The sequence below is a fragment of the Nostoc sp. NMS8 genome, from assembly GCF_017115045.1.
Classification (GTDB): domain Bacteria; phylum Cyanobacteriota; class Cyanobacteriia; order Cyanobacteriales; family Nostocaceae; genus Nostoc.
In genome coordinates this window covers 1-23,147 of the sequence record NZ_JABXKK010000099.1, presented here as the reverse complement: position 1 = coordinate 23,147, position 23,147 = coordinate 1, and the positions used below count along the sequence as shown (strand labels likewise).

General features: G+C 40.8%; 16 protein-coding genes and 1 CRISPR repeat array. Of the genes, 6 read left to right on the top strand and 10 right to left on the bottom strand.

What is annotated here, in order from left to right:
- The first annotated feature begins 21 nt into the window (after window positions 1-21).
- Both HWQ39_RS24575 and HWQ39_RS24570 read left to right on the top strand, forming a co-directional pair.
- Entirely contained in the window at window positions 22-813 is a 792-nt protein-coding gene (locus HWQ39_RS24575; protein WP_292850867.1) for a sulfite exporter TauE/SafE family protein, read from the top strand.
- A gap of 27 nt (window positions 814-840) precedes the next feature.
- Entirely contained in the window at window positions 841-1,833 is a 993-nt protein-coding gene (locus HWQ39_RS24570) for an RNA ligase (ATP) (RefSeq protein ID WP_292850864.1), read from the top strand.
- Window positions 1,834-1,899: 66 nt separating this feature from the next.
- On the opposite strand, the gene HWQ39_RS24565 is transcribed toward HWQ39_RS24570, so the two are convergent.
- The 6 genes from HWQ39_RS24565 to HWQ39_RS24540 all read right to left on the bottom strand — a co-directional run bounded on the left by HWQ39_RS24565 (window position 1,900) and on the right by HWQ39_RS24540 (window position 8,377).
- Window positions 1,900-3,396, bottom strand: a complete 1,497-nt coding sequence (locus tag HWQ39_RS24565; protein ID WP_292850861.1) for an Ig-like domain-containing protein — start codon at window positions 3,394-3,396, stop codon at window positions 1,900-1,902.
- A 158-nt stretch (window positions 3,397-3,554) separates the two neighbouring features.
- A complete protein-coding gene (locus HWQ39_RS24560; protein WP_292850858.1) occupies window positions 3,555-4,328 on the bottom strand; it encodes a TIGR03943 family protein in 774 nt (257 codons plus the stop codon).
- A gap of 118 nt (window positions 4,329-4,446) precedes the next feature.
- Complete coding sequence (locus HWQ39_RS24555) at window positions 4,447-5,499, bottom strand: permease (protein ID WP_292850855.1); 1,053 nt, start codon at window positions 5,497-5,499, stop codon at window positions 4,447-4,449.
- An 806-nt stretch (window positions 5,500-6,305) separates the two neighbouring features.
- Entirely contained in the window at window positions 6,306-7,373 is a 1,068-nt protein-coding gene (locus HWQ39_RS24550) for a WD40 repeat domain-containing protein (protein WP_292850852.1), read from the bottom strand.
- 76 nt (window positions 7,374-7,449) lie between these two features.
- Entirely contained in the window at window positions 7,450-7,746 is a 297-nt protein-coding gene (locus HWQ39_RS24545) for a hypothetical protein (RefSeq protein WP_292850849.1), read from the bottom strand.
- A gap of 460 nt (window positions 7,747-8,206) precedes the next feature.
- Window positions 8,207-8,377: a hypothetical protein gene (locus HWQ39_RS24540; RefSeq protein WP_292850846.1), complete on the bottom strand. Its 171-nt coding sequence runs from the start codon at window positions 8,375-8,377 to the stop codon at window positions 8,207-8,209.
- A gap of 396 nt (window positions 8,378-8,773) precedes the next feature.
- Between HWQ39_RS24540 and ald the strand changes: the two genes are divergently transcribed.
- Together ald and HWQ39_RS24530 are read left to right on the top strand one after the other, a co-directional pair.
- Complete coding sequence (gene ald, locus HWQ39_RS24535; RefSeq protein ID WP_292850843.1) at window positions 8,774-9,865, top strand: alanine dehydrogenase; 1,092 nt, start codon at window positions 8,774-8,776, stop codon at window positions 9,863-9,865.
- A 301-nt stretch (window positions 9,866-10,166) separates the two neighbouring features.
- Window positions 10,167-10,348: direct repeats of the CRISPR family, unit length 38 nt; unit sequence ATTGCAATTAACCTAAATCCCTATTAGGGATTGAAACA.
- Between the two features lie 603 nt (window positions 10,349-10,951).
- Window positions 10,952-12,463, top strand: a complete 1,512-nt coding sequence (locus tag HWQ39_RS24530) for a hypothetical protein (protein ID WP_292850840.1) — start codon at window positions 10,952-10,954, stop codon at window positions 12,461-12,463.
- A 40-nt stretch (window positions 12,464-12,503) separates the two neighbouring features.
- Here HWQ39_RS24530 and bchH read toward each other — a convergent pair whose 3' ends face one another.
- Window positions 12,504-16,226, bottom strand: coding sequence for a magnesium chelatase subunit H (gene bchH / locus HWQ39_RS24525; protein ID WP_292850837.1), 3,723 nt, complete (start codon window positions 16,224-16,226; stop codon window positions 12,504-12,506).
- 131 nt (window positions 16,227-16,357) lie between these two features.
- On the opposite strand from bchH, the gene HWQ39_RS24520 reads away from it, so the two are divergent.
- Window positions 16,358-18,463 carry a hydantoinase/oxoprolinase family protein gene (locus HWQ39_RS24520; protein ID WP_292850834.1) on the top strand — a complete coding sequence of 702 codons (2,106 nt, stop codon included), beginning with the start codon at window positions 16,358-16,360 and terminating at the stop codon, window positions 18,461-18,463.
- A gap of 159 nt (window positions 18,464-18,622) precedes the next feature.
- On the opposite strand, the gene HWQ39_RS24515 is transcribed toward HWQ39_RS24520, so the two are convergent.
- Window positions 18,623-19,390: an SDR family oxidoreductase gene (locus HWQ39_RS24515; protein WP_292850831.1), complete on the bottom strand. Its 768-nt coding sequence runs from the start codon at window positions 19,388-19,390 to the stop codon at window positions 18,623-18,625.
- Window positions 19,391-19,495: 105 nt separating this feature from the next.
- Between HWQ39_RS24515 and HWQ39_RS24510 the strand changes: the two genes are divergently transcribed.
- Window positions 19,496-21,061, top strand: coding sequence for a hydantoinase B/oxoprolinase family protein (locus tag HWQ39_RS24510; protein WP_292850828.1), 1,566 nt, complete (start codon window positions 19,496-19,498; stop codon window positions 21,059-21,061).
- Between the two features lie 44 nt (window positions 21,062-21,105).
- Here HWQ39_RS24510 and HWQ39_RS24505 read toward each other — a convergent pair whose 3' ends face one another.
- Complete coding sequence (locus HWQ39_RS24505) at window positions 21,106-21,927, bottom strand: alpha/beta hydrolase (RefSeq protein ID WP_292850825.1); 822 nt, start codon at window positions 21,925-21,927, stop codon at window positions 21,106-21,108.
- A 54-nt stretch (window positions 21,928-21,981) separates the two neighbouring features.
- The gene (locus HWQ39_RS24500) at window positions 21,982-22,374 is read right to left on the bottom strand and encodes a carboxymuconolactone decarboxylase family protein (RefSeq protein WP_094350326.1); all 393 of its coding nucleotides are present in this window, start codon (window positions 22,372-22,374) and stop codon (window positions 21,982-21,984) included.
- Window positions 22,375-23,147: the final 773 nt, after the last annotated feature.

Here is a 23,147-nt window from a genome sequence, read left to right as displayed (position 1 = left end):
TCTCTAGAAAAATAATTATTTATGATTGATTTTAGTTGGTTGATTTTAGGGAGTGGAGGTTTAATATCTGGAGTCATAGCTGGACTTTTAGGAATAGGTGGCGGTATTATCACAATTCCTCTTTTAGTGACATTAGGTTATACTCCCGTTCAGGCGATCGCTACTAGTAGCCTTGCTATTGTAATTACTTCAATTTCTGGAAGTTTGCAAAATTGGTGGATGGGCTACTTTGACTTTAAACGAGTAATTTATTTAGGAATTCCAGCTTTTCTAACTACTGGAATAGGTGTATATTTTGCCAATAAAATTCCATCTTATATAATACTATTTACATTTGGCATCATACTACTTGCTAACATCTATCTGATTGAGCTTCGCAAGCAATTGTCCTTCCAGGAAAAAGAGGATATAGCCCCAATATTCAACCCATTAGTTTCTAAAATTGGAACCGGGGGAGCAGCAGGAATTTTAGCAGGTTTATTCGGCTTAGGTGGCGGTACGATTATGGTTCCGCTGCAAATGTTATTACTGGGAGAAGAAATAAAAGTAGCAATTCAGACTAGTTTGGGTGTGATTGTCATTACTGGTTTAGCTGCTTGCACAGGACATACATTAGAAGGAAATATTCTATTTGCTCAAGGTATGGTTTTGGGATGTGGAGGTCTCTTAGGTGTTCAAATGAGTACTCGCACATTGCCAAAACTACCAGATTCTACTGTGAGCTTAGTACTTCGCATCTTCTTAGGAATACTATCAATTTATATTTTTTGGGAAGCTTGGATAAATTATCAACAAATAATTACTATTTTGTAATTTGGATGTTTTTCAAAGAGATGAGCTATGAGTATTTTTAAAGTTGAAGTTGTCAAAATCAATAGCATTAATCCTCATCCCAATGCCGATCGGCTAGATATTGCCTCTATTGAAGATATGGGATATCAGGTAATTATAGTCAAAGGTAACTTTAATCCTGGAGATTTAGCTTTTTACTTTCCTATTGATAGTGTTATTCCAGAAAACTTTTTAGATGAGTTTGGTATTCGTAACTACTACTCGAAAAAACTACGTGCTGCCAAACTTCGCGGAATTTTTTCTGAGGGTTTGCTTATTCCCGTTGGTAAAAACTTTACGGGAAATGTCGGAGACGACTACACGGAGTATTTTGGTGTCATAAAGTACGAATATCCAATACCTCAAGGGATGAGTGGGGAAGCAGAAAATGTTATTGGACATTACAAATTCCCCAGTCCAGAAAACCTAAAACGTTACAAAAATATCCTCATGGAAGGCGAAGAAGTTGTTGTAACAGAGAAGTTGCACGGAACTAACTTCACTGTTTTAGTTGATGCTGATGGCACAACTAAAATTGGCAGCCATAATTACTTCTGGAAAAACAGCGAAGTCAACAAAAAATTAGTTTATATTCGTGCTTACAACGAAAACGAGGCTTTCCAGAAACTTCCACCAAGAACTCAGATTTTTGGAGAAATCTACGGCGTACAAGATATTAAATATGGCTTGAATAATGGAAACATTGGAATTGCTATATTTGCTGTGCGTCGCGGCAGTTATTTTCTCAATTACAGCGATTTTGTGACTTTTTGCGAGGAATTTGCTTTGCCAAGAGTACCTGTGCTTTACATCGGTGCTTACACTTGGGAAGCGGTGTCTCAATTCAATAATGCCAATAGTGTAGTCAGTCCCGACTGCATCATGGAAGGCGTTATTGTGCAACCAGTCATTGAGAAAACACATCCAGAAATAGGTAGAGTAGTCTTGAAGTTGATTAGCGATCGCTATCTGCTCCGTAAGGATGGAACTGAACTCCATTAGGTTCAACTTAATTTTTGGTGGCGACACCTTAACTAACCTTCCGAAATCGACTTAGCAATTATTCTCTCAAGGTAGCCATCGGGGATGAAATCCGGCTAAGGGGAGTTGTTCTGGTTTAATTTCAACAGTCGTAGCATCAGCGATGGGCAACAGAGGCATTAACCACAGGCTACTGGTAGCGATCGTATCTCCATCATCAGTTTTTAAAGTGTTTGGGGGTAATGATCCTGGGGGATTTGTCTGCGGTACTACTTGGTCAAATAACAAGCCCAAACCGTCGGCAGATAAACTCATTTGCACATTCCGTTGAGCGGGAGGCAGTACTAACAATGGTTTCTGTTGCCCGGTTTTCAAATCAATTGCCACCACATAGGGCTGTTCTATGTATTGTTCCTTGGATACTAGCTGTGTTAGCAAGCAGTAGAGGGTGGGTGAGGCGATGTCAAATTGGCAACTGAGAATTGAACCTGTTGTTTTTAATAGCTGTTTCTGCACACCTTGGTTTGTTACCAAAAACAAATCCCGCGTGTAATCTGTATTAAACTTTACCATCGCTGCTTGAGAGCCGTCTTTTGAGAAAGCTTGTACCAAACCAAACTGTGGCAGAAAATCCAAAGGTTTACTGGCATCACCTTGCAGTGGTAAAATCGCTGCTCCCTGTCCTTGAGCAACCGCTACGGCTTTACTATCTGGTGTCACCATAAAATCTCCCCCCGGCTGGCTTTTTAGGCGTTTCGGGGTGGGTTTTTCTGCTGAACCATCACTGGTTGCTGGCATAAACCATAGTCCAAAATCACCAGGATTAGTTTTATTACCCCGTTGGATGACAATAGTTTGCCCATCAGGTGATAAGTCAAATTTCAGGTTTTGATAATCTTTACTATCTAAAGTCAGGTCAACTTTGCCTTCTGGTTGTGCTTTTTGTCCAGATTTAGCAGAAACACCTGTTGTTACTGTATACAGTTGGGCTGAAAGTAAGTCTTGATTGTTTGCGGCGCGAGCAGAAAATAAAATTTTCTCCCCATCAGGAAATGACTCAAAGTCGATAACTATCAAGTCTTTGGGGGTAAGTATCCTTTTTTGCTCTTGGGTTAAGTTGTAAAGAACTAACCGTCCCTGTTCTTCTTTGTCGGTTCCGATATAAAGGATGACGCGATCGCGTGTACGGAAGCTACCTGTAAAAGCCTGTATCAGCCGATTTGTACCCTCTTGCTCCGCAAATTTATCTTTAGCTCCTTGTAGCTGCACTTTATAATTTGTGCCATAAGGTGCTGGTGTCACCAGTGTATAAACCATCCGCCGCCCTGCCCAACTGAATTTACCTGCTAGGGGTGGCTCGATTTTCAAGTTATCCTCGACGCTTTTTGTTTCCATTGGGCGGCTGAAGGTGAGGGTGAAGGAATTATCTTCTGCCCCAATTTGTTGATTTTGCCAAGTAAATTCCCGGACACGAGCAGTTACCACATCACCTTGCAAGATGATTAACCCAATCAGCACACTTAGCAGTAACATTAGTGCGATCGCTATACGATCTAGTGGTTGCAATGCTTTAGATTTAGTCATTGGTTATGGGGCATTGGGAAAAACAGTTCCGAGTTCCGTTAGCAGGGCGTTTAGCCCGTGCTGAGTCAAGAAGTGAGATTCCTAACTCAGCACTCCTGAAGGGCATTGGGCATTGACCGTTAGTTATCTACAAATGACAAATGACAGAGGACAAATGACTAATAACTATAAGGATTCTGAGGTTGAGGAATCTTTTTCAGAGAGTTAGCGGCAATCGTAAGTTGGCGTTTACCTGCTAAATTTTCTGTCACCATTTGTCCTTCTACTTCCAGCCATGTATCAGCAGAGTAAAGCTCTTGATTATTTTGTAGTTTGACGGGCAATCCCACAGGGTAAGCATCTGCTGCACAGCAACTTAAGACAAATCGTGCTAAAAACAAATATTCTTTTCCTATATCGGGCGGGTGAATCACAAATCCCTGCACCTTGACTTTTTGCCCTGTATATGTATCTGGTTCAGGATAGACATTGACAGTGCGTACCCAGTCTACAAGCGATCGCTCTTCTGGGCGAACAGTAGCGCGAAAGGCTTGAGGCTTAACACGTGTGCTTCCCAATAAATCAGTCGTTACACCCCTTTGGAGTGCTTTGTCACTAGCAAAAACCTGCGGTGTAATGATAAAACCTAAAATCGCCGTAGTCAATAACAAAGAACTACCCCAACCAGGGGGAAATAAACTAATATGCGGGGCGTTTGATGTCACATCACGGCGACGACGTTGCCAAAGTTCCTGCATCTTGAATAAACCAATAATAATCAAGCTGATACCAGTCACAACCACGAACCAAATGTAATTTGGATGAATCAACAGGTTCAGCTTGTTAGTTAACCAATATCTCAACATCAAAGTGCCCCAAGCTGTAATTGCTATAGCATCCAGCCAAGGAAGTAACAAATTTGGGATTTTAGATTTGGGGGTTTTGTTAGTCATTAGTCATTAGTCATTGGTGAGCCAGTGCAGTCTTGGGGGTCTCCCCCATGAGCAACTGGTGAACCCGAAGGGTCATTAGTCATTGGTCATTAGCAAAGGACAAATGACAAATAATTTTTTAAAAGACGTGCAAGTTCAGGAAAAGGGTGAACACAAATGTTAATTGTGCTGCTAAAGCAAATAAGTAAAAGACCGTTTTTGGTTTAAAAATGGATAACATCAAACCAATACCTTTGATGTCAATCATTGGCCCAAACACTAGAAATGCCAACAATGAACCACTGCTAAAGGTTGAGGCAAAAGATAGGGCGAAGAAAGAATCAACTGTAGAACAAATTGACACCACTACTGCTAATATCAGCATGACCACAATTGAGGTAATGGGGCCAGCACCCAAACTGAGAATTAATTCACGGGGAGCGAGGACTTGAATGGCAGCCGCGATCGCACTTCCTACAACCATGACTCCGCCTAATTCTCGGAATTCTTGGATGCTATTATCCACCACTAGACGCAGTTTGGCTGCCAAAGGTTTATTAGAAGTAGATGCTGAGGTAGGCGGTACTAAATTAGCATCTATCCGCAATGGTATACCCGCTTTTCCTCCTAAGATATAAGTCCCAGATTGCAAGAGATTCGGTACTAGTGCTTCCTCTTGTGCTTGGTAACGCTTACCACGGCGTTTGGTTTCAGGCGGTGCGGGTGGGTTAAACTTCATGTAACGAGCGATCGCAGGCTGAATTATCGGATTTAAGTCCTTTTGAAAACTGAAAACATACCCGATAATTGTGGCAATTGCTAGAGAAAATACGACTCGTAAGACTACTATTTCTGGCTGATCTCGAAATGCTGTCCAAGTTGACCAAATTACAATTGGGTTAATTGTTGGTGCTGCTAGCAAAAAACCAATTGCCACTGGTGTGGGTACTCCCTGAATCAGGAACCGCCGCGCTACCGGTACATTCCCGCACTCACACACCGGAAATAAAAAGCCAATCATGCTGCCAACTAAAGCACCCAGCAGCGGATTTGTGGGCATTTTTTCTACGAGTTTGCGCTCATCAACAAAAAACAGCAGCAAACTGGAGAATAAAACCCCAAGAAGCAAAAAAGGCATCGCCTCGACTAGCAGACTCAGAAATAGCGTAAAACCATTGTTCAATTGATTCATGGGCGTCGCAGTCAAAAGCGGTTTTTAGTTTTAGAGTTCTGCCTAGTCATTCTATCGAAATGGGGATCAAAAGCAGTTCGGGAAAATTAAACATTATTTAAGTAGCAAGTTATCTAATGTTTGAAATTGCGCTTCAGCGCTACAAACCTTTGCTTTAGGCAAGATAGTGATTTTTACCTGAGTGCATTTACTGACGATGACCATTTCTAAGATTGTCTAAGTTCAGAATTTGTTCCGTTCTAGAGGGCAAGTAGCTGCATAGATGATTTGAAATTCCCTATGTTTATACTTACAGTAATTTACTGGATTAGATATTAGCTCGGCTCTATTTTCATCAAGTATTCACAGTTATGCAACATTTGGGGTAGGTGTAGCCTGTCGTAGACATCGCTCTTGCTTGCGACCATCATTGATTTTGGCTTGTTTTGGCAAGATTTTATCTGATCTTTGATTGATTATTTACCGAAAATTTGGGTCTAAAGCCCCGTCCTTATAGGACGGCTTTTTGGTACAGTAGTGGGAACAGGCAGGGCATTGTCTGTTGGGCTAGGTGATGTAAGACGGGCTATGCCTGCTGTTGCTGTTTGAATCCAGAATCCCTGAACTCTCAGGTCAGGGAGTATGTCAATATAACAACTCTAAAAAGGCAAGACCAAATTTTAGCAAATACGGTAAATGCTGAAAGTCCCCATCCCCTAATCCCCAGTCCCCTTTTCGGTCAAAATATAAAACAATCTAGATCCCCGACTTCTTAAAGAAGCCGGGGATCTACTTCACTAGTTCACGATTATTTTGTACCATCGCGATTATTTACGTTTTATTGGAATCCCCCAAATCTTGATTTGTCGATCAAATCCACCACTGGCAAGAATTTTACCATTTGGACTAAAAGCGATCGCACTTACCCAGTCTGTATGTCCACTCAGGGTATTTATTAACTCGCCTGTAGTTAAATTCCACAATTTAATTCCATCTCTGCCGGCACTAGCAAGGGTTTGTCCATCGGGATTAATAGCGATCGCATTTACCCAGTTATTATGTCCTGTAAAGGTGCGGATTAATTCTCCAGTATTAATATTCCACTGTTTTATGGTGCGATCGCGGCTAGCACTAACTAATGTTTCTCCATCTGGCGTAAAGATAACAGCGCTAACAGCATTAGAATGAGCTACTGATTCACGGATTAATTTACCAGTACTCAAATTCCACAGCTTGATTACACCCTTATTATCACCACTAGCCAAGGTCTGGCCATCAGGACTAATAGCCAGGGTATAAATCAAATTATCAAAGTTAACTAGAGTCCCTAGAGGGCGCTGCTGTAGCAAATCCCAGAGACGAATCCCATCCAAAGCTCCACTGATGAGAATTTTACTATCAGGAGACACCGCTAAAGATAATACGTTACTGGTATGTCCAACAAAAGAGCGGCTAAATTTAAAATTTTTCAGGCTCCAGAGGTTAATCGTGTTGTCATCACTACAGCTAGCCAGGGTTTGACCATCTGGCGAAATCACTAAAGATTCTATGGCTGCTTTGTGTGCTTTGTTAATATCCGCTAACTTTTTGCCGTTTGCTGTATTCCACAGGCGAATTATACCCTCGTTTTCTGCACCTCCACTCGCAAGAATTCTGCTATCTGGACTGAAAGCGAGGGATTTGACGGTTCCGTTATGTCCTATAAGTGTGTAAAGCAATTGGGCATTAGCAAAGTTGCTGGTAGCTTGGGAGTTTGGCGTTACTTCAACAGCAGCATGAGCCTGATGAATGTAAAACCCTTTCCAGATAGTCACTGGAAGGGCAACAGCTGCCATAAATGCCAAGATAATATACGGCCGCAGAAAATTACCGCCACCTCTTCCCTCACTACTCACTCTTTTTCCTCACTTTTATAGATACAGTTACCCAAATTAATTTTGCAGAGTTATTACCAAATAACTCTGCAAATTCTTAAAGAGGCGGTTTTTTCTTAGAAACGCTTAACATTGGTAAAGGCGTACTAGAAGAAGAACGAGAGGGCAAATAATGTTGCACTACAGGTTCCTCTGGTAAAGGGCGACGCTGCTGGAAACGCCACAACTTAAAGCCTAGCGCTATCCCTGCCGTTCCCAAACCAAAAGCAAACAAAGACCAGCTATCATTCAATCCGCCAATCAGGGCATCCATAACGCCCATCGTCATCAATACACTGATTAATGGCTCTTTTCGGTAGGTTGACTTCAAAAAACGAGGTAATACAGCATTCATCACAGCTTGCTTGGTTCCTGTTCACCTTTTGTGTATATTTACCAAGAATACCTCACCCGTAATTTGCCTTTCTCATCCAGGCAGACACTAATTTATGATTTTCTTTAGTAGGGGAGGAAGTTTACTCATTAATCGCTTTGCATCAGCTAGTTGCAAGTCTATAATATTTCCATCAAAAATAGGTATTTCGATTCCTGTCTTACTTACATTTTAAGGCAATTATTTATGAATAAGTCTAATTAAAGTATTTAGGGCGAAGTGCTTCGCTAATTTATAGCGGAGTCAAAACCAACTGGTTGTTCCAACTGGTTGAAACTCTTTTAATTACTAGTGGTCTGTCAAATTCATTTTTGCGGTTAGAGAAACGCGATAAATCGCCGTCTCTAGAGGAAATTTATCCGTCAATTAGTTCTTGACAGACCACTAGCTTACAACTTCAAAATTATGCTTGTTGATAGCACTACTTTAGACCCAGCCATGATATCACCCCCTGATTGGTGATATATTCAATCACCAGCAGCAAAGCGAAGCCAATCATTGCGGCTCGACCATTCAAGCGTTCGGCATATTCGTTAAAGCCAAACTTAGGCTCTTCTAGTTTAGGTGTAATCGTTGGTTGTGTCTGTGTCATTTTTTTGAGAAACCTTTTTTCGGCAAACGGGAATTGATATCAGACTTCTGGCAGAAGTCAGGGAAAGTGGGGTTTTTACCCTACATTTGGTAACTTATAAGACCAATTGCACTGCTTGAATGCCAAGATAACTTGAGAAATTCAGCAAAAGCTTCCTAGTCGGGAGCTATGCAATCGCTCTTTTAATAAATTGTTACTATTCTTTATATATTGTATAAATACTGGGGCAATAGTCAAGGGTAAGAGTTTAGGGCTACTCAGATTTAATTGAGAAACTTTGAACACAGATTAATTATCTTTAATGCAGCTATCTGTAATATGTCAGCAGCAATAGGAAAGTAGCAAGGTTGAAATTGGCAAGCTACAGTTAAACAAAAAAATTATCAGAGGCGATATATGGAAATTGGTGTTCCTAAGGAAAATAAAGATCAAGAGTTTCGGGTAGGGTTAAGTCCTTCTAGTGTGCGGGTGCTGCGAGAAAATGGTCATAGCATCTTTGTGCAGACACAAGCAGGTAATGGTGCTGGTTTTTCCGATGATGATTACAGAAGTGCTGGAGCCGAAATTGTCCCCACATCAGAAACGGCTTGGAATCGGGAATTGGTTGTTAAAGTCAAAGAACCGTTGACATCTGAGTATAATTTTTTGCAAAAAGGACAAATATTATTTACTTATTTACACTTAGCAGCCGATCGCAAGTTGACAGAGCATTTAATTGATTCTGGCACAACTGCGATCGCTTACGAAACTGTAGAACAACCAGGCGCTAACAGATTACCCTTGCTCACCCCCATGAGCGTAATTGCCGGTCGGTTAGCAGTACAATTTGGGGCCAGATTCTTAGAACGTCAGCAAGGTGGTAGAGGTGTACTTTTAGGCGGTGTTCCTGGAGTGCAACCGGGCAAAGTAGTAATTTTAGGTGGCGGCGTTGTCGGTACAGAAGCGGCTAAAATTGCTGTGGGCGTGGGTGCGATCGTGCAGATTTTAGATGTAAGTGTTGAACGCTTATCTTACTTAGAAACCCTTTTTGGCTCTAGAGTCGAATTGATTTATAGCAACTCTGCTCATATTGAAGCCGCAGTCAAAGAAGCCGATTTGCTCATCGGTGCAGTTTTAGTGTTAGGACGTAGAGCGCCAATATTAGTATCCCGTGAATTGGTCAAACAAATGCGTCCTGGTTCGGTAATAGTTGATGTAGCCGTTGACCAAGGCGGCTGCATAGAAACCTTACACCCTACATCCCACACAAATCCGGTATACGTTGAAGAGGGTGTAGTGCATTATGGCGTTCCTAATATGCCAGGTGCAGTACCTTGGACAGCAACTCAGGCACTCAATAACAGTACATTACCTTATGTTGTCCAGTTGGCGAATTTGGGAATTAAAGCACTGGAAGTTAACTCAGCCTTAGCTAAGGGTGTGAATGTGCAGAATCATCACTTAGTACATTCAGCCGTGCAAGAGGTATTCCCTGATTTGGTAAATTAAGGCGTGCAAGTGTCAGGCGATCGCTTATTTTAATGGTGGTAGCGATCGCTAATTAGACTAATTTCCTTGCCTTATACGCGGATGGGTAGGTGTACAAAATAAGAAGGAACAAAAAAGGCTGTACGCTCCATCTATACAAGGCTTTGAGGGCGATCATACCTTTAAACCATCCGCGCACCTTATGGGGACTGCGTTTCAGCGATTTGTATCTTGTGCTATAACTATTCCCTGTGTTATGATTTGCTTGCTCGCGCAACCGTACCTTGAAAACCAAATACAGCAGCGCTTTCAGCTTCCAGCGATTGCAATTAACCTAAATCCCTATTAGGGATTGAAACAAAGGACACACCCAGAGTTTGAGTGTTCGCATCATATTGCAATTAACCTAAATCCCTATTAGGGATTGAAACATAAGTATGACAGATACTCTAACGCTACAAACAGAATTGCAATTAACCTAAATCCCTATTAGGGATTGAAACACCATTCTCAAAACCTCTCTTAGTTGCGTGCGGAGGATGGTAGCATATTGGTGTGTGCATGGATATCCAGATAAGATAGAAAGTCTAGAAGACGGAAGAAGAAAAAGAGAAAAGCCAACCAAATTTACATAGACAAATTATTAGAACTAGTAGATAAATAACCAAGTGAATTAGGTTATGAATTTGGAAGATTGACAGCAGAAAGATTAACAACATTTTTAGATAAACAGGATTAAAATTAAGCGGTTCGCAAGTGAGGAAAGTATTAAAAAGAAAAAAGTATGCTTACCTTACAGGCATTGTATAGTCTAAAATACAGACAAAATCTAGAGAAGAAAAAAGAGTTTAAAGAAAACCCCTGGCGTTTCCGTTGGCGCAGCCTCTCCAAGAGTTGGGTACATGCGAAGCGTAGTGTTCGCGTAGCGTACCCTGCGGGTTCTCCGAAAGAGTACGCAATGACAATTTGTAACCTGAGTTTGATATTATATACTTGCACATTTGGGATGCTCCCGTGTACATACAAGTCAAAAAAGCTTAATTTCCAATTCTTCTGTTATTTATGAAACTTGACAATATTATATTTATTCAATAAGAGTAAATTTTTATGATTAATCTTCCTAAATTAAGTAAAATTGACTTTCTGGTTTTAATTTCTGTTGTCATAATTGGTTTGATGCATTTACCTTTACCATTTTCAGGAGATCAAGCACTATTTACAACAGGTGCTTTAGAGATGCAACAAGGAAGGGTACTCTATCGAGATTTTTGGGATTTAAAGCAACCTGGAATTTATTACTTTTATTTTTTAGCAGGAACTTTCTTTGGTTTTAATGAGATTGGCATCCATATCTTTGAACTTATTTATATGGTGCTTTTCTCTATCATATTGCAACTGACTCTAAAAACCTATTTTCGGCATCATATAATAGCAAGCTTAGTACCTTTGTTAACCGTTGGTGTTTACTATATTTCTTCATATCATCGGCAATTTACCCAAGTAGAAGGACTAGTTGGGTTTCCTTTATTTTTATGTCTTTGGCTGACTTATGAATCTTTTAGTCATGAAAGAGAACAAAGATTTATTAAACTTTTAATATCTGGTTTAATGGGTGGGATAGTCCTGATATTTAAATTAATATTTTTGCCAATCTTGCTTTGCTTTTGGCTAACTATCTTGCTGCATTCTATATTGATAAAACATCAGAACTTTCAAAAAATACTTATTGAGATTTTATTGCCAATTTCTATCGGAGTTATCTTACCTCTTCTAGTTGTTTTCAGCTACTTTGTTGAGGCTAATAGTTTATCAATTGTATATAAGACATTTTTTGTATATCCTGGTCAAGTGGTTGCTAATGGTAAATTTAATATATCTAAGTTACTTTTTGGAACAGCATGGTTTTTAAAGAACTTTATCACTTTAGTTTTAATAGCTACTGTTGCAGTCAATGTATCCTTGCGTAAAGATAGAAATTTATTCACTTTGCTACTTGTTGTTTGGTTTGTTTTGGGGCTGATTGTTATTGTTTTACAAACTAGGTCACTCTGGAGCTACCATTATTTACTATTATTTGTACCTATAGGTATTTTAGCAACGAAAGGGTTAGATATATTATGGCAGCCTTTAAAACAATTAAGTTCACCACTAATTAAGATTCTGGCATCCTTTTTGTTTTTATTGCCTTTATTATTAAATTTTCAATTCAAGACTGTTGCTTTAGTGAAGAATAATTTTGCTTTGACTGAAGATACACGATTTAAATATCAGACTGTATTTCGAGAAGACTATACATCGCTGCGTTCAGAAGTTGATTTTCTTTCTCAACCAGGAAATTTACCTGGTAAGATTTTTGTTGCTGGCGACCCATCTATTTACTACTTATCTGGTCGTACTCAAGCAACATCTCTAAATGCATGGTCACTTGAGTTTTTTCTGTCTGAGCAATGGCCACAACTGTTACGGGAGTTAGATTTATCCAAGCCTCCTTATATATTTCTTAGTGATAACTATCAGCCTCTTATTAAACAAGAGTTTCCCAAGATTATAGAATTGATTGAGAAAAGATATCATCTATTATCCAAAAGTAATGATGGTGTTTGGTATATTTTGAACTGAGAAAACTGGAACCATGACGCACACTAATGTACCCAATTCACTAAACTGTCACTCCCTCCAACTCTTCATCTGTCAACTCATACAATTGGCGTAATTTATCTAACTTGTTACTATCAGCTTCCCAGAAACCCCGCCCATGCGCCTCTAACATTCGCCCTAAAATATTGCGAAAAGCTTCAGGATTTGCCTTACGTAATTTATCCGCCATCTCTGCATCTAACGCATAAGTATCAGCCGCTTGATCGTATACCCAATCATCAGTAAAATCGGCAGTACCACCCCAACCAATCAACGCTGTGATCCGTTGGGAAATTTCAAAAGCACCACCAGAACCTTGATTCGCCATCGCTTGCGCCCATTTGGGATTTACCAACTTGGTGCGGTACTCCATTCGCAGCAAATCATCTAAATTCCGGGGTGTGGTATCCTTCGAGAAACTTTCCACAAAGCTGGTTGTAACCTTCTTACCGCCTTGTTTTTCTGCTGCCTTTTTCAAACCGCCTGTATTGGCGTAATATTCTTGAATATCAGTTAAACCATATTCTACCGAATCGATTTCTTGAACAATGCGATCGCTAGTTTTTAACAACGTATTCAAAACTTCCGGTCTAGCTTGACCTTTATCTTCTCTCCCATAGCTAAACACATTGCGACTTTGCCAAGTATTCCCCAACTCCTCACCAGATTCCCAATTACCATCAACCACGCGATCGTTCACTAAAGAACCAAAATCACCCGCCGGATTAGAAAACAATCTCGCCGATGCATTTTCCACACCTTGGGCTTTCAAAGCCAAAGCATGTTTCCTAACAAAATTCTGATCTTCCGATTCATCAGCATTAGCCGCCCGTTGAAATAAATCATCTAATAATTCGATGATATTGACAAAACTATCCCGGAAAATCCCAGACAAATTACCCAACACATCAATGCGGGGATGTCCAACCTCAGCCAACGGCTTTAATTCATAACGAACAACTCTACCAGTTCCTTCCTTAACAGGTTCAGCCCCCACCAACTCCAAAAGAATCCCCAGAGATTCACCCTTAGTTTTAATCGCATCCAACCCCCATAACATCACCGCCACTGTTTCAGGATATTTCCCATATTCATCCAAATGCTGGGCGATAATTTTTTGAGCAATTTCCCGTCCCCGTTCATAAGCAGCAGGCGAAGGCATCCGATAAGGATCTAAAGCATGAATATTTCTCCCCGTAGGCAAAACCCCAGCCCCATCTCTTAACAAATCCCCACCAGGCGCAGGCGGAATATACTCACCATTCAACCCCCTTAACAAATTCGTTAACTCATCCGTAGATTGCATCAACAAATCCCCTATTAATTTTTCCTCCTCTTCTCTTTCCTCTTGGTGTTCTTTGTTTATTCCATCCTCCTCCCCAAAATAAGCCTCCAAATACGACGCCAATTCCTCCTCATTTGGTGCTTCCCCGAAAGTATGTAGCCCAGAAGAAAACAACCGATTTTCTAAAACTTGTAAATATTCGTACAACTCCACCAAATAATCATCAAAAGCATGACTGCTAAACATCCGCACATTCTCTGGAGTAAACGCAATTCCCAACCTCTTCGCATCCGCAAACGGACAATCTGCATCCAACCCAGAATCCACAATTTTTTTACAAATCCCTTCCTTTAAAACATAATTCTTTTGCGGATCTTCCCGATATTCCGAAATCAAATCCCGCAACCCCACCAATTCCTTATACAAACCTGCACGACCATAAGGCGGTACATTATGAGAAATCAACACACCATAACCGCGACGTTTTGCCAACATCGATTCAGAAGGATTATTCGCCGCATATATATATAGATTAGGCAAATTTCCTAACAAAATATCCGACCAAGAATAACCCGTATTACCCAACGGAGAACCAGGCAACCATTCCACCGTCCCATGCATTCCAAAGTGAACTACAGCATCAGCTTGAAACTCATTTTGCAACCATTTATAGTAAGCAGCATATTGTGGATGGGGCGTTAAATCTCGTTCAAACATTAAACGCATCGGGTCGCCTTGTATCCCCAAAGGTGGTTGTACACCTATCCACACATTCCCTAATTGCACACCGCCAATCTGAAAATCATCGCCATAAGTTTTAATACCAGTTCCCGTCAGAGATTTCCATTGTTTTTCAATGCGGGAGGTTTGCAGATATCCCAGCCATTTTTCTAGGGTACGGGCGCTAACAGACGCAGGGATATTTTTTGTATCATCTAAAGATTCATCCGCTTCTTTCACCCAACGAATCAATTCTTCGCCATCTTCTGGTAAATCTCCGACGGTATAACCTTGTTCTTTTAGTGCGTGGAGAAACTTCAGCAAACTACGCGGCACATTTAATAATGCAGCCGTCCCCACAGCACCGTAACCTGGAGGAAACCCATATAAAATAATTGCAATTTTGCGTTCCAAAGCAGGTTTTTGTCGCAAAGCCACCCAAGTTTTTACCCTACCAATTAATCGCTGCACCCGTTCGGGAACCAAATAAATATTTTCGCCCACCAATCCACCAAGGGGAACGGTATCAATAGCGCCATCCAATTCTGGTAAGGCATACAACACCACACTTTGCAATCCGCCGATACCTTGGCGCGTCCACGAGGAAATATCTTGAATTAATAGTGGTGCAGCAACAATATAAGGTACATTCTTGGCAGTGAGGATGCGCTTTGCTACTTCTATTTGGCGGCCAGCTTCCATCGAACCAGCCGGGCCACCCACCAGAGGAAAGCCAATTGTCGAAATGATCGCATCCACCTTCACTGCTTCACTAGAAAGTGAGGGAGTCTCTATATTGCCTAGTTGTCGTTGCTGAATTTCATAGTCGGTTGTCATTAAATCTCGTACCGCTACATGTCCTTCTACGCCGTTGATGAATATGGGTAAAGGAGTTAAGCCAGCTTTTTCAAAACTGCGAATTAGTTGGGGAATGTAGGGTTGTTTGGTGATGACGTGTTTTCGGTAGAGGAGAATTCCTACAACAGGTTTTGCAGTTTTAGATCCCCCCAACCCCCCTTGAAAAGGGGGGCTAATATTCCCCCCTTTATAAGGGGGGGTAGGGGGGATCTTCTGATACCATTCCAGGTATGCTTTTGGCGATTCAAAAAACCCTTGATAGTCGGGATGGAGTAATCCGATGTTGGGGGTTTCGATTAGCGGGGGAATGTCGCCGATTTTTAAATTTAAATATTTTTCTGCTAGTGTCCAGAATAATGAAGCGACGTTTTCTGAACCACCAGCATTCCAGTAACCATAGATAATTAACCAGTTGCGTAAGTCTTGGACTTTTTGCACTGGAACGTATTTCAGTAATTTGGGGCCAATTTTTAAGAAGCTGATGTAACCAGCGAGTTTGTCTTCTTCTCGTCCGTTGCTAAATTTGTCGAGGATGAATTTAACTGGTTTGGGCATTCCTTTGGGTTTATTGCCAATGGCAAAGTCACCCAACTTGGTTAAACTCATCAATTCCAAGGCTGACTCAAAGACTAGACGGATGGGAATTTGGGAAATGCGATCGCGCAACCACACAACCTGGTCATAATCAAATAGTAGGCTACCGAAAAACACATCAGCGTCATGCAGTGCTGCTTCTACCTCAGCACGTTGACTGGTAAGATCGCGATCGCTAAATACCCGAATATCCAACTGTGGACAGCGAGAGTTAGCCAAAAAGGCTGCTTTTCTATACAATTCAGCGTTGAACGATTCAAACCCAGCAATCAAGACGATGCGTTTCATGCCTGTAAGCTACGAAATATTTCTTTACTTAAATTTTAGATGCAATCTCTATATTTTGTGCGTCAGTTGCTTGCAAACTGCTGTGAGTTCAAAAATAAAATCGGATGCGATAGTGTCAAGGAAATAGAGTCATGTTGAAGGTTTTTGCTGACCGTGGTGGCACATTCACAGATATTGTTGCTGTTACTAATAATCAAGCAATTATAGATAGACTCTTAAAATATCCTAAGCGTTTTTTAATTGTAAATCTGCCCAATCAGCAATGGATTATAGTCTATAAACTACTTTCAGAAAATCCCGAACAATATCAAGATGCAGCAATTCAAGGTATTCGGGATATTATCGGTATTGCTAATAACGAACCTCTTCCAACTGAAGCGGTAGAAGTTGTCAAGATGGGGACAACAGTAGCTACAAATGCGCTGTTAGAAAGGAAAGGCGAGCGCGTCGTTCTTCTCATTACCAAAGGGTTTAAAGATGCTCTAAGAATTGGCTACCAAAACCGTCCTAACATTTTTGCTCGTCATATCGTTTTACCAACGATGCTTTATGAGCAGGTGATTGAAATAAATGAAAGGTATGATGCTAATGGTAATGAATTAATCTCTATAAATATTGAAGAAGCAAAAAGTGACTTACAAGCAGTTTACCATACAGGAATTCGGAGTTGTGCTATTGTTTTTATACACAGCGATCGCTATCCCAAACACGAACAACAAATAGCACAACTTGCCCAAAAGATCGGTTTTACTCAAATATCCGTATCCCATCAAGTTAGTCCCTTAATGAAGTTGGTTAGCCGAGGAGATACAACAGTAGTCGATGCTTATTTAACTCCTATTCTGCACCGCTACGTAAACCAAGTAGCGAGTCAGTTACCCAGCGTCAAATTAATGTTTATGAAATCTGATGGCGGTTTAGTCGCAGCCGAGCAATTTCAAGGAAAAGATAGCATTTTAAGTGGCCCGGCTGGCGGTATTGTTGGCGCAGTTCAAACTAGTAAAAGAGCAGGTTTTGAGTTAGTTATTACCTTTGATATGGGAGGAACAAGTACAGATGTTGCTCACTTTCAAGGAGAGTATGAACGACAACTAGATTCAGAAATAGCTGGGGCAAGGATGCGAGTTCCTGTATTAGCAATTAATACCATTGCTGCTGGCGGTGGTTCAGTTCTCTTTTTTGATGGTTCGAGTTATCGTGTTGGCCCTAAATCTGCTGGTTCAAATCCTGGGCCTACTTGTTATCGACGCGGGGGGCCATTAACGGTTACTGATGCCAATGTGATATTAGGTAAAATTCACCCACAATATTTTCCCTCAGTTTTTGGAATTGATGGCAATTTACCTTTAGATAAAGATACTGTGATTCAGCAATTTACCCAATTAGCCCAAGCCATTCAAGCTGCTACATTAAATGATTGTACTCCCGAAGCAGTAGCCGCTGGATTTATTGCGATCGCAGTAGAAAATATGGCAAATGCAATAAAAAAAATTAGTCTGCAACGCGGTTATGATGTTACCCAATATGTGCTTTGTTGTTTTGGCGGTGCAGGCGGGCAAGTTGCTTGTTTAATTGCCGATACTTTGGGAATGAAAAAGATATTTATACATCCTTATGCTGGCGTTCTCTCTGCTTACGGAATGGGATTAGCTGATGTGCGGGCAATTAGAGAAGGAGGAGTTGAACAACCTTTAAATCAAGCAGTAATTCCTCAGTTACAGCAGTTAATAGTATATTTAGAAACTCAAGCTAGAAGTGAAGTAGATGAGGCACTAAGTCAAGTAGAAATAATCCGAAAAGCTAATTTAAAATATGAGGGTACTAACTCTACACTGACAGTTAATTTTGCCGATGATGTGGTCGTGATGCGACAAGAATTTGAGACTGAACATCAATCGCGTTATGGTTTTATTCAATTAGAGAAAAACTTAATTGTCGAATCCGCTTCAGTCGAAGTAATTCAGAAAATGGATACTCCCGAAGAACCTTTCATTCTTCGTACTCGTCCTTTAGATAAAGCCCCCGTAAATGTTGAGACAGTAACGATGTTTACTGCTGATAGATGGCATGATACTCCTGTTTATCGACGTGAAGATTTACAACCAGAAGATATTATTAATGGCCCTGCTATCGTTGTGGAAAAAATTAGCACAATTGTAGTTGAGCCTAACTGGCAAGCGAGATTAACAGCACAAAATCATCTAATTTTACAGTATCTATCAACAGGCTATAGATAAAATCTGTCTAAGAGGATGTTTGAAAAGTTTTGGGCGAATATAATTCGCTACTACACTAACATTGTCCGCCTCCGCGGACTAACACGTGTAGCCACGATTTCTAATCGCCTGGGCTTTTCAAACAGCCTCTAGCGCTAAAAATTAGAATTGACATATAAATCAAAAATGGGCGAGGTATCCACCATCAACCGCTAAAATCTGACCAGTGATATAGGATGCAGCTGGAGAAGCAAAGAAAACGACAGCACCAGCAATTTCTTTTGGATCTCCCCAACGACCAAGGGAGGTTCGTTTTTCCAACCAAACGGCGATTTCTTTATCGGCAACGACATCTGCATTGCTCTCAGTCGCAAAAAAACCCGGAGCAACACCATTGACAGTTATTCCAAACATTCCCAATTCAGCAGCAAGAGCGCGAGTTAGTGATTCGAGTCCACCCTTGGCAGCAGTATACACAGCATCGCCTGCACCTGCGATTGGCCCAGCGATTGACGTTATGTTGATGATTTTTCCTTCGCCATTCTCAATCATCAACCGTGCTGCTTCCTGGCATAGATTGAAGGAAGCAATAAGATTGGTGTCGATTAACCGACGCACCGCATTCATTTCAAATTCCAAAAAACTGCGCCGATCGCGCATACCAACATTATTGATAAGGATATCTAGATGCCCATATTTTTCTCGAATTTCCCTGAACGCTTTTTTAACGGCTGCTTCATCTGTAATATCTAATTCCAATGGTAAGGCTGATCCACCAATTGCGGTGACAGCTGCAACTGCGCGATTTAGCTTTTCATGGTTCCGCCCATTGATAAGAACAAAAGCGCCAGCACTCGCAAGTGCTTTGGTGATTTCTAATCCTAATCCTTGCCCTCCTCCACTAACTAGAGCAATTTTCCCATCCAATGAAAATTCAGGTGATGTCACAACGTTTTCTTTCTGAATTAATCCTTTAACAACTTATCACTTTTGATGTGGCAGTTGGCTGAAAAAAATTATATTCTCATTACAAATTCAAAAATAGGAATCAAAATGTACATAACATCTCAACCCGATCCTATCCGCTTAGAAATATTCAAAAACCTCTATCAATTTATCGCCGAACAAATGGGAATTGTGTTGCAAAACACGGCTACATCAGTGAATATCAAAGAAAGGCTAGATTTTTCATGCGCTATTTTTGACTCATCGGGATTATTAGTAGCAAATGCTCCCCATATTCCCGTACATTTAGGCTCAATGAGTGAAAGTGTCCGCAGTTTAGTTAACGATAAAAGCAACACCCTAAAACCGGGAAATGTTTATCTATCTAATAACCCCTATAACGGCGGTACACACCTTCCTGATGTCACTGCAATTACCCCTGTTTTTTTGGAAAGTATTGAAAATACTCTATTTCCTACCCCCTTATTTTTCGTTGCTTCTCGCGGACATCAAGCAGATATCGGTGGAATTACTCCCGGCTCTATGCCTCCACACAGCAACACAGTAGAACAAGAAGGAATTCTTTTTGATAATTTACTCTTGGTTGAAGAGGGAAATTTTCGAGAAACCGCAGTCAGACAGCACCTCTCAAATCATACTTATCCTGCTCGTAAACCTGACCAAAATATAGCTGATTTTAAAGCCCAAATTGCTGCAAATGAACGAGGACTACAAGAACTTTGTAAAATGGTTGCACAATACGGGATTGATACTGTTCAAGCTTATATGAAATTTGTGCAAGCTAATGCTGAGGAGTCTGTTAGACGTGCGATCGCAATTCTAAAGGATGGCTCATTTACTTATAAAATGGATAATGACGCACAAATTCAAGTTAAAGTAACGATTCACCCAGAAAACCGCAGTGCTACCATCGATTTTACTGGGACTTCTCTACAACTAAATAGTAATTTCAATGCTCCTAAAGCTGTAACTCAAGCAGCAGTCTTATATGTTTTTCGTACTTTAGTTGATGATAATATTCCTCTCAATGCTGGGTGTCTTAATCCTTTAGAAATTATTATCCCGGTTGGCTGTATGCTCAACCCAACTTATCCAGCCGCAGTAGTAGCGGGTAATGTCGAAACTTCTCAAACCATTGTCGATGCTTTATATGGTGCTTTGGGTATCATGGCTGGTTCCCAAGGAACGATGAATAATTTTACTTTTGGTAATGAGCAATATCAATATTATGAAACTATCTGCGGCGGTTCGAGCGCGGGGATTGATTTTGATGGCACTGATGGTGTCCATTCTCACATGACAAACTCTCGTTTGACCGATCCAGAAGTTTTAGAAACCCGTTATCCTGTACTTTTAGAAAGCTTTAGTCTTCGTCCTGATAGCGGTGGCAAAGGAAAATATTCGGGTGGTAATGGAGTTATTCGCCGCATTCGATTTCTAGAACCGATGACAGCTAATATTCTCTCTGGTCATCGGCTTGTTCCTCCCTTTGGATTAAATGGCGGGGAAGCAGGTAAAGTAGGACGCAACTGGATACAACGTCAGAACGGAATTGAAGAGAATTTAGACAGTACAGCAACAGTAGATATGAAAACTGGAGATGTTTTTGTAATAGAAACTCCTGGCGGTGGTGGATTTGGTAAAGTCTCTTAGTTAGTATTATTTGAGATTCTATAAACAGGGTTTTAGGAAGTAATCTAAAACCCAAAATTGCTATAAGCTGGCTTCAACTTCCCCAGAAAATCGAGCATGGCTGAAACCACAGCATCCGGCGACTCAATCAAGAAGCCATGACCACCACGTTCGATGACTACAAGTTCAGCATTGGGAATACCTTGAGCAAGTTGCTGGGAAAACTTTAGCGGGGTGAGAATATCTTGTTTACCAACCAAAACTAAAGTAGGACAATGAATTTGTTGGAGACGGTCTGTTGTGTCACTGTTAAGGATGGCTTGGCTGTGAGAATAAAGTGAATGAGTTGTCGGTGGGAAAGGATATCTGATGGCAAATTCAATTAGACCTTCAATCATGTCAGGAATTGAATAGAAAGCATCTGTAAATATCCAGGGCAATATGACTTTTTCATAAAGTTTGAGGTCTACATTACTAGGAAGTTCGCCCCAAGTCTTGATGATGCTGTTGAATAAGGCATCACCCTTTGCCAAAGATGAAAGTAGCATCAGACTTCTTACCTTTTCAGGGTGTGCTAATACTAGTTCTTGGGCTATCTGACTACCCATTGAATGCCCTGCTAGATGCACTTGATTAATCCCGATGCGATCGAGTAAGGCTGCAACATCACCAGCCATCTGCTTCATACTATAGGGGCTTTCGGGAGCAGAACTTCTCCCCATACCTCGGTTATCCAAGCGAATGACTTGATATTGCGAAACCAGCGATGGCATAATCAGCGACCAATAAGCATGATCGCAAAGAAAGCCAGCTATTAATAGCAAAGGCTCACCTGTTCCCTTAATGTCGTAGAACAAATCAATCCCATTAATCTGAACCTTGGGCATAGTAAATAATTCGGCTAAACCTTATTTTTAAACAGGATAGACAAGGCTAAACTCCTACGTCTTGAATTTCTCATCCACCGGAATTTGATAGCCATTGGCGAGGCGATTGGTCATATTGGCTGTGGCTGCGATCGCCATTAGTTCCCCGAACATAGTATCATTCATACCCTTGGCACGTGCTGCCGCTGTGTGCGAGGCGATGCAATACTCACAGCCATTGGTTGCACTCACTGCAATATAAATCAGTTCGCGCATGAGTGGATCAATTTCACCAGGGCTAACCATCACTTCCTTTAACGCTTGCCACGTTCGTTGCAGTGTGGGCGGATGGTTAGCTATGGCTTTCCAAAAGTTATTAATATAGTCATTCTGACGTGTAACGCGGATGTCGTCATACACTGCACGTACTTCGTCGCTGGCTTCTTCGTATTCGATCAGCTTAGTCATGTTTTGATTCGTTGTACTTGATTTTCCACTTGATATAAGCTTATATTTATTGTCAGTTCTATGGTTGAATTAAAATTGCCATCTCTAATTAATTCCCAAAAGTAGAGAATTCTAAAATTACTCATATAGAACTAGCCCTTTCAAAGTGAGTAAAAATTTTGCTCAAAAAATTCTTCTTTAATCTCTTAACTCTACGTTCTCTGCGTCTGAAGTGGTGAAATAAATTACTTTTAAACCGCAGAGGTAATAGACTTGCCAGTGCGCCCTTGCGGTTCCCCGATTTGTACCCCTGCGGGGATCTTGCTACACGTAGCGTCTTCTCTTCTCCCAAAGGGAGAAGCTAGCGCCAAGGGAGAAGCAACTGGCGCAACAGAGAAAAACAGAGATTTTACGAGTCACCCTGAAAGGGGTAGTTGTTAATTATATTAGAATCGCTAAAAATAAATTTCTCAGCACAATATTTAAAAGCGATCGCTCTCAGTTTAAATAAAAAATAAAACCCCTAGCAAACTACCAGGGGTAATGCAAGTCAGTACTTTTCGCATGGAATGTATCCTACTCCAATACCATAACAACCCTCTAATTTAGAGATATGCCATTTTGCCAAACAAAAAAAGCCCCCAGTTGTAAGCTGAGGGTTAATTTTTTTCAGAATAGCGGTAATATACAAAGCTATTATTCCCAGAGAAGTAAGCAAACAACGAGTGTTTACTTTTAGATAAGCAAAACTAATAACTTGCATCAGGTTTACTGAAGTAACAAAAGTTGATTAA

Excerpts from the sequence above, each read along its gene's own strand:
- HWQ39_RS24575 (WP_292850867.1), top strand. The coding sequence starts at position 22 with ATGATTGATTTTAGTTGGTTGATTTTAGGGAGTGGAGGTTTAATATCT.
- HWQ39_RS24570 (WP_292850864.1), top strand. The coding sequence starts at position 841 with ATGAGTATTTTTAAAGTTGAAGTTGTCAAAATCAATAGCATTAATCCT.
- HWQ39_RS24565 (WP_292850861.1), bottom strand. The coding sequence starts at position 3,396 with ATGACTAAATCTAAAGCATTGCAACCACTAGATCGTATAGCGATCGCA.
- HWQ39_RS24560 (WP_292850858.1), bottom strand. The coding sequence starts at position 4,328 with ATGACTAACAAAACCCCCAAATCTAAAATCCCAAATTTGTTACTTCCT.
- HWQ39_RS24555 (WP_292850855.1), bottom strand. The coding sequence starts at position 5,499 with ATGAATCAATTGAACAATGGTTTTACGCTATTTCTGAGTCTGCTAGTC.
- HWQ39_RS24545 (WP_292850849.1), bottom strand. The coding sequence starts at position 7,746 with ATGAATGCTGTATTACCTCGTTTTTTGAAGTCAACCTACCGAAAAGAG.
- HWQ39_RS24540 (WP_292850846.1), bottom strand. The coding sequence starts at position 8,377 with ATGACACAGACACAACCAACGATTACACCTAAACTAGAAGAGCCTAAG.
- ald (WP_292850843.1), top strand. The coding sequence starts at position 8,774 with ATGGAAATTGGTGTTCCTAAGGAAAATAAAGATCAAGAGTTTCGGGTA.
- HWQ39_RS24530 (WP_292850840.1), top strand. The coding sequence starts at position 10,952 with ATGATTAATCTTCCTAAATTAAGTAAAATTGACTTTCTGGTTTTAATT.
- bchH (WP_292850837.1), bottom strand. The coding sequence starts at position 16,226 with ATGAAACGCATCGTCTTGATTGCTGGGTTTGAATCGTTCAACGCTGAA.
- HWQ39_RS24520 (WP_292850834.1), top strand. The coding sequence starts at position 16,358 with ATGTTGAAGGTTTTTGCTGACCGTGGTGGCACATTCACAGATATTGTT.
- HWQ39_RS24510 (WP_292850828.1), top strand. The coding sequence starts at position 19,496 with ATGTACATAACATCTCAACCCGATCCTATCCGCTTAGAAATATTCAAA.
- HWQ39_RS24505 (WP_292850825.1), bottom strand. The coding sequence starts at position 21,927 with ATGCCCAAGGTTCAGATTAATGGGATTGATTTGTTCTACGACATTAAG.
- HWQ39_RS24500 (WP_094350326.1), bottom strand. The coding sequence starts at position 22,374 with ATGACTAAGCTGATCGAATACGAAGAAGCCAGCGACGAAGTACGTGCA.